Genomic DNA, 6,959 nt, shown 5'->3' on the forward strand with positions numbered 1-6,959 from the left:
GGCCGCTGGCCGGCAACCTCGGCTGGCAGATGGCGAGATTGCCGGCCAGCGGCCGGCACTACCCTGTGAATTCACCGCTACAATTGCGACCGCACTCCGGCATGAAGACCCCTGCCCCTTGGACACCCCTGCATTGCTGGCCGCCAGCGGCCTGAGCTTCTCCCGCAATGACGAGCCGGTGTTCGGCCCGCTGGACTTCCATGTGGACGCGGGTGAAGCCCTGCTGGTGCAGGGTGGCAACGGCGCCGGCAAGACCACCCTGCTGCGCGTTCTGGCCGGCCTGGCCCGGCCCGGCGCCGGCCAGGTGCGGATCGACGGCAAGCCGGCCAGCAACGCAGAGCGTGCGCGCTATGTCGCCTATCTCAGCCACCTGCCGGCGCTGAAGCCGGACCTCGGCACGCTGGAAAACCTGCACTTCCTGTGTGGCCTGCACGGCCGCCGTGCGCGGCAGATGCCCGGCAACGCGCTGGCCATCGTCGGCCTGGCCGGTTACGAGGACACTCTGGTACGCCACCTGTCGGCCGGGCAGAAGCGGCGGCTGGCACTGGCGCGCATCTGGCTGTCGCCGGCGCCACTGTGGCTGCTCGACGAACCCTACGCCAACCTCGACCTGGAGGGCATCACCCTGGTCAACCGGATGATTTCGGCGCACCTGCGCGCCGGCGGCGCTGCGCTGGTCACCACCCATGGCGCCTATGCCGCACCGCCGGTACGTACCCGCCAGCTCGACCTCGGCGGTGCCGCATGATCGCGCCGGGTACCGAACCAGGCCTCTGGCAGACCGCAGGCGCCCTGCTCAAGCGCGACCTGCGCCTGCTCTGGCGCCGCCGCGGCGACGCGCTGCAACCGCTGCTGTTCGCGGTGCTGGTGGTGGTGCTGTTCGCGCTGGCCCAGGGTCGTGAGCCACAACTGCTGGCCGCCACCGCCGGCGCCGTGCTGTGGCTGGCCGTGCTGCTGGCGGGACAGCTGTCGCTGGATTCGCTGTTCCGTTCCGACGCCGAAGATGGCTCGCTGGAGCAATGGCTGCTGGCGCCGGTGCCGCTGGCCTGGCTGGTACTGGTGCGCGTGCTGCTGCACTGGGCCACCACGGCACTGCCGCTGATCGTGGTCAGCCCGCTGCTGGCCGAAATGCTGCATCTGCCGCATGACCAGCTGCCGATGTTGCTGGCATCGTTGCTGCTGGGCACGCCCTTGCTGAGCCTGATCGGTGGCGTGGTCGCCGCACTGACCGTTGGCATCCGGCGCTCTGGTATTCTCGTGGCGCTGCTGTCGTTGCCGCTGTACGTGCCGGTGCTGGTGTTCGGCGCAGGCAGCCTGGCGGCAGCCGGGCGCGGGCAGGATCCGGTCGGTGCGCTGCTGATGCTGGGCGCCGGCCTGCTGGTCGCGCTGGTGCTGGCGCCGCTGGCCACCGCCGCTGCAATACGTATTTCTCTGAGTTGACCGAGCTGAGAGCCAATCCACCCCTGCTGGATAGCCGCCACGCATGAATCCGATTGTCCGCTGGTTCCACCAACTCGGTTCGCCTCCCACGTTCGACCGTTTCGCTGCCCGCTGGTCGCGGGTGTTCTACCTTGCTGCAGTGCCGGTGCTGCTGGTCGGCATGTGGCAGGCGCTGCTGGTGGTGCCGCCTGAAGCCAAGCAGCTGGACAGCTTCCGGATCCTCTACATCCACGTGCCCAGTGCCTGGATGAGCCTGTTCGTGTTCGCGCTGATGGCGCTGTATGCCGCGATCGCGCTGATCTGGCGGATCAAGGTCTGCGAGATCCTGGCCATGGCCTGCGCGCCGATGGGCGCCGGCTTCACCCTCATCACCCTGCTGACCGGCAGCATCTGGGGCAAGGGCACCTGGGGCACCTGGTGGGACTGGGACCCGCGCATGACCAGCGAACTGGTACTGCTGTTCCTGTACCTGGGCGTGATCGGCCTGTACCACGCCATCGAAGACCGCCGCAGCGCCGCGCGCGCCGCTGGCCTGCTGGCGATTGTAGGTGTCAGCCTGCTGCCGGTGATCCGCTATTCGGTGGACTGGTGGGGTGGCCTGCACCAGCGCCAGTCGATCAGCGTGTTCGGTGAATCGGCGATCAGTAGCGCGATGATCGCGCCGCTGTGGTGGATGGTGATCGGCACCAAGTTCTGGTTCGCCGGTTCGGTGCTGGCCAAGGCCCGCGCCGACAATCTCGACCGCGAGGCCGGCAAGGCCTGGGTCGGCGGCCGTGTCGATGCCGCGCGCGCCTCCCGGGAGGCCCAGCCATGACCCACCTGCCCTATGTGATCGGCGCCTACGCCGTATTCGTGCTGGTACTCAGCGCCGATGCCCTCGGTTCCTGGCTGCGCCTGCGCGTGGCGCGCCGGCTGGCACTGGCCCGCCAGCAGCGGCAGCAGACCCGCGCTGGTAGGCAGGACGCAGCGACGACGCTGTCGACGGAGCTGGAACGATGACCCCGGTGCAGCGTCGCCGCCTGGTGTGGGTGCTGCTGGCCCTGCTCGCCTCCGGCCTGGCCACCGCGCTGGTGGCGATGGCGCTGGAGCGCAACATCGCCTACCTGTACACCCCTTCGGAAGTGCTGCGCGGCGATGTCGATGCACAGTCGCGTTTCCGCTTGGGCGGCATGGTGGTGAAGGGCTCCTTCAACCGCCCGGTGGGCTCGCTGGAGGCGCGCTTCGAAGTGACCGACGGCGATGCACAGCTGGCGGTGACCACCTCGCGGATCCTGCCGGACATGTTCGCCGAAGGCACCGCGGTGGTCGCCAGTGGCCGCCTGCAGGACGGTGTCTTCGTTGCCGACGAAGTGCTGGCCAAGCACGATGAGAAGTACGTGCCGAAGGAAGTGGCCGACAAGATGGGCGATGCCCATCGCAAGCACGACGTGCCGGTGACGGCCCCCGAGGTGCGCTGAGTGCTGCCCGAACTGGGTCAGATCCTGCTGTTGTGTGCGTTGCTGGCCTCGCTGCTGCAGGCCGGCCTGCCGCTGGTCGGTGCGCATCGCAACAACGCGGCATGGATGGCAGTGGCGCGGCCTGCCGCCTTCGCGCAGCTGCTGCTGTTGGCCGGCGCCTTCGCGGTGCTGACCGCCGCGTTCGTGCAGCAGGATTTCTCGGTGCGCTACGTGGCCGAGAACTCCAATTCGCTGCTGCCGCTGATCTACCGCTATTCGGCGGTGTGGGGCGCGCATGAGGGCTCGCTGCTGATGTGGGCGCTGGTGCTGGCATTGTGGACCGGCGCGGTGGCGCTGTTCTCGCGGCACCTGCCGGCACCGGTGCAGGCGCGCGTGCTGGCAGTGATGGGCGTGGTCAGCGTCGGCTTTGTCGCCTTCCTGATCTTCACCTCCAATCCGTTCCTGCGCCTGAACCCGGCGCCGCTGGAAGGCCGCGACCTCAACCCGCTGCTGCAGGACCCGGGGCTGATCATCCATCCGCCGATGCTGTACCTGGGCTACGTAGGCTTCGCGGTGCCCTTCGCATTCGCAGTGGCCGCGCTGCTGGAAGGTCGCGTGGATGCGCGCTGGCTGCGCTGGACGCGGCCGTGGACCAACGTCGCCTGGGGCTTTTTGACCCTGGGCATCGCACTGGGCAGCTGGTGGGCCTACTACGAGCTGGGTTGGGGCGGCTGGTGGTTCTGGGACCCGGTGGAAAATGCCAGCTTCATGCCGTGGCTGGTCGGTGCGGCACTGATCCATTCACAGGCCGTCACCGAAAAACGGGGCACCTTCGGCAGCTGGACCCTGCTGCTGGCGATCGCTGCGTTCGCGCTGTCGCTGCTGGGCACCTTCCTGGTGCGCTCGGGCGTGCTGACCAGCGTGCATTCGTTCGCTGCCGATCCTTCGCGCGGCCTGTTCATCCTGGTGTTCCTGTCGGTGCTGGTCGGCGGCAGCCTGCTGCTGTATGCGCTGCGGGCCAGCCAGCTGAGCGTGGATGCCGATGATCCACGCCGTGGCTTCACCGCGGCCTCGCGCGAGACCCTGCTGCTGGCCAACAACCTGCTGCTGGCCACCGCCTGCGCAATGGTGCTGCTGGGCACGCTGTACCCGCTGCTGGCCGATGCGCTGTCGCTGGGCAAGATCTCGGTCGGCCCGCCCTACTTCGGCAGCCTGTTCCTGCTGCTGATGGCACCGATGATCCTGTTGCTGCCGTTCGGCCCGCTGGTGAAATGGCAGCGTGACCAGCCCTCGCGCGCCTTCGCGCTGCTGGCACCCTGGCTGGGACTGGCGCTGCTGCTGGGCGCGCTGGCCTGGTGGCAGGCGCCGCAGAACGGCTGGAAGGCCGGCATCGGCGTCGCCGCTGCGGCCTGGGTCGCACTCGGCACCGCACGCTTCGTCTGGCAGCGCCTGCGCGGAAATGGCCGCTTCACCGCCGAGATGCTCGGCATGATCGTCGCCCACGCCGGCATCGCCGTGTTCCTGGCGGGCGCGCTGCTGGTGGAAGCGCTGAACGTGCAACGCGAAGTGGCGCTGGCGCCTGGCCAGCAGCTGGTGATCGGTCGCCACGAAGTGCGCTTCGAGGGCGTGGACCATCGCGAAGGGCCGAATTTCATCGCCGACCGCGGCCACCTGCGCGTGTTCCTCGACGGCCGCGAGCTGGCCCTGCTGCATCCGGAAAAGCGCCAGTACGCCAGCGGCGGCCAGGTGATGACCGAGGCCGGCATCGATGCACGCTTCGACGGCGATGTCTACGTGGCATTGGGCGAGCCGCTGGGCAACAATGCATGGGCGGTACGGGTGCACATCAAGCCGTTCGTGCGCTGGATCTGGCTGGGCGCGCTGCTGATGGCCCTGGGCGGATTCATCACCGCCGCCGACCGCCGTTTCCGTCGTCCGTAGGAGTTCCCATGTCCGAGTCCCCCGCCCCGCGCCCCTCCCGCCCGCTGCCGCCGGTAGCCATCGTGATCGGCGTGCTGTTCTTCTTCGGCCTGCTCGGGCTGATGATCTACGGGGTGATGAAATCGGGCGACCCGCAGCGCGACGTGCTGCCGTCGGCCCTGATCGACAAGCCGGCGCCGGCGTTCGCGCTGCCGGTATTGCATGACCCGGAAATGATCGTACACAGCGACGACCTGCGCGGTGCGCCCTATCTGCTGAACGTCTGGGGCAGCTGGTGCGCGGCCTGCCGCGAAGAACATCCGGTGCTGACCCGCTTTGCCGAGAGCAAGCGCGTGCGCGTGATCGGCTACAACTGGAAGGATGACCCGACTGACGCGCTGCACTGGCTGGAACAGCTGGGCAACCCGTTCATGGTGGTGCTCAGCGACGTCGAGGGCCGCACCGCGATCGACTGGGGCGTGACCGCCGCACCGGAGACGTTCCTGGTCGATGGCAGTGGCATCGTGCGCTGGAAGTACAGTGGCGCGATGACCCAGCGCGTGGTCGACGAGAAGCTGATCCCGGCACTGCAGAAGATCGAGAAGGCCCAGGGCAGTGCCGGCAACACCCTGCATACGGCGCCCTGAGCCGATGCGCTGGCTGCTGGCGCTGCTGCTCCTGATGGTGCCGCTGGCCGCACTGGCCCAGCAGCCGCTGCACGATCCGCAGCCGCTGCAGTTCCGCGATGATGCCGAGGAACGCCGCTTCCATGACCTGGCCGCGCAGCTGCGCTGCGTGCAGTGCCAGAACCAGTCGCTGGCCGATTCCAATGCGCAGATCGCGCAGGACCTGCGCCGCGAGGTGCTGCAGCTGATGCAGCAGGGCCACGACGACGCACAGATCAAGCAGTTCCTGGTCGCCCGCTACGGTGAGTTCGTGCTCTATCAACCACCGTTGCAGCCTGGCACCTGGCTGCTGTGGGGTGGCCCCCTGCTGGTGCTCGGCGCCGGTGCACTGGTGGTGCTGGGCATCGTCCGCCGACGTGGACGCACCGTCGGCGCGGCACCGGCCGGCAAGGCCGATGAAGGAGACGAATGGTGAACCATTGGCTGCCGGTGCTGGCCGGCCTGGTTGCTGCGCTGATGGCAGCACTGGTGCTGTGGCCGTTGCGCCACCAAGGTCGTCGCGGTTTCGTGGTCGGCGTGTTCGCACTGGGCGTGGCCGGTGCCTGCCTGTACCTGCTGGTCGGTGATCCGCGTGCAGCACAGGTGCAGCCGACGCCGTCGGTAGCCACCCTGCGCGATGGGGTGCAGGCCCTGCAGGATGCACTGAAGCGCGACCCTCAGCGTGCCGATGGCTGGGCATTGCTCGGGCGTTCGCAGGCCGAACTGGGCAATGCCTCAGCTGCGGCAGACGCCTTCGCGAAGGCCGCCGAATTGGCACCGGATGATCCGGGCGTGCTGGTGGAAGCCGCGCAGGCGCGCGCGCAGGCTGATGCCGGCAAGCAGTTCGACGACACCGCGATGGCCTGGTTGCAGCAGGCACGTACACTGGCCCCCGACGCCGAGCGCGCCAGCTGGCTGCTGGGCATCGCCCTGCGGCAGCGCGGAAAGAACGCCGAGGCTGCGGACGTGTGGAGCGGCCTGCTGCCGCGACTGGAACCGGGCGCCGCGCGGGCGCTGCAGGCGCAGATCGCGATTGCCCGCGAGGCCGCTGGCCAGGCGCCCGATGCTGGCGCTGCGGCGCCAGCGGCGCTGCTGCAGGTGCGCGTGCAGCTGCCGGCACTGAAGAACGCCGACTGGCCCGCCAGCACCCAGGTGTTCGTACTGGCGCGCGCCGTGGATGGACCGCCGATGCCGGTGGCCGCTCGCAAGCTGCCGCTGGCCAGCTTCCCGGCCACGGTTGCGCTGGGCGACGCTGACAGTCCGATGCCAACCGCACCGCTGTCGGCCCATCGCGAAGTGGAAGTGCTGGCACGCATCTCGCGCAGCGGCAGCGCCAACCGCAGCGAGGATGACCTGCAGAGCGTTCCGGTGAAGATAAGCCTGCCGCATGAAGGCGTGGTGGAACTGCGGTTTCCATAACGCGCCGCCCGGTAGTGCCGGCCGCTGGCCGGCAACCACGCAGGCGCATCAGGATTCATGAGGTTGCCGGCCAGCGGCC

Annotated in this window: 9 protein-coding genes; all 9 read left to right on the forward strand. The window is 68.9% G+C overall.

What is annotated here, in order from left to right; translation table 11 throughout:
• Positions 1 to 118: 118 nt before the first annotated feature.
• The 9 genes from ccmA to ABGA94_RS19350 are packed head-to-tail and all read left to right on the forward strand — an operon-like array spanning position 119 to position 6,880.
• Positions 119 to 748, forward strand: coding sequence for a heme ABC exporter ATP-binding protein CcmA (gene ccmA / locus ABGA94_RS19310; RefSeq protein WP_032954317.1), 630 nt, complete (start codon positions 119 to 121; stop codon positions 746 to 748).
• Positions 745 to 1,440 (forward strand): heme exporter protein CcmB, encoded by a 696-nt coding sequence (gene ccmB / locus ABGA94_RS19315; protein WP_006456616.1) that lies wholly within the window; start codon positions 745 to 747, stop codon positions 1,438 to 1,440. The genes ccmA and ccmB overlap by 4 nt, the downstream gene beginning before the upstream one ends.
• 43 nt (positions 1,441 to 1,483) lie before the next feature.
• Positions 1,484 to 2,254 (forward strand): heme ABC transporter permease CcmC, encoded by a 771-nt coding sequence (ccmC, locus tag ABGA94_RS19320; protein ID WP_005417651.1) that lies wholly within the window; start codon positions 1,484 to 1,486, stop codon positions 2,252 to 2,254.
• On the forward strand, positions 2,251 to 2,439 hold the full coding sequence (locus ABGA94_RS19325; protein ID WP_005417652.1) for a heme exporter protein CcmD: 189 nt from the start codon (positions 2,251 to 2,253) through the stop codon (positions 2,437 to 2,439). Before ccmC ends, ABGA94_RS19325 begins: the two co-directional genes overlap by 4 nt.
• On the forward strand, positions 2,436 to 2,897 hold the full coding sequence (gene ccmE, locus ABGA94_RS19330; protein WP_005417653.1) for a cytochrome c maturation protein CcmE: 462 nt from the start codon (positions 2,436 to 2,438) through the stop codon (positions 2,895 to 2,897). The genes ABGA94_RS19325 and ccmE overlap by 4 nt, the downstream gene beginning before the upstream one ends.
• Complete coding sequence (locus ABGA94_RS19335) at positions 2,898 to 4,817, forward strand: heme lyase CcmF/NrfE family subunit (protein ID WP_375367947.1); 1,920 nt, start codon at positions 2,898 to 2,900, stop codon at positions 4,815 to 4,817.
• Between the two features lie 8 nt (positions 4,818 to 4,825).
• Positions 4,826 to 5,443 carry a DsbE family thiol:disulfide interchange protein gene (locus tag ABGA94_RS19340; protein WP_005417655.1) on the forward strand — a complete coding sequence of 206 codons (618 nt, stop codon included), beginning with the start codon at positions 4,826 to 4,828 and terminating at the stop codon, positions 5,441 to 5,443.
• Positions 5,444 to 5,447: 4 nt separating this feature from the next.
• The gene (locus ABGA94_RS19345) at positions 5,448 to 5,897 is read left to right on the forward strand and encodes a cytochrome c-type biogenesis protein (protein WP_065178270.1); all 450 of its coding nucleotides are present in this window, start codon (positions 5,448 to 5,450) and stop codon (positions 5,895 to 5,897) included.
• The gene (locus ABGA94_RS19350) at positions 5,891 to 6,880 is read left to right on the forward strand and encodes a tetratricopeptide repeat protein (protein WP_375367948.1); all 990 of its coding nucleotides are present in this window, start codon (positions 5,891 to 5,893) and stop codon (positions 6,878 to 6,880) included. Before ABGA94_RS19345 ends, ABGA94_RS19350 begins: the two co-directional genes overlap by 7 nt.
• Positions 6,881 to 6,959 lie beyond the last annotated feature (79 nt).

The sequence above is a fragment of the Stenotrophomonas sp. 3diitr2024 genome (assembly GCF_042136455.1).
Taxonomy (GTDB): Bacteria; Pseudomonadota; Gammaproteobacteria; order Xanthomonadales; family Xanthomonadaceae; genus Stenotrophomonas; species Stenotrophomonas sepilia.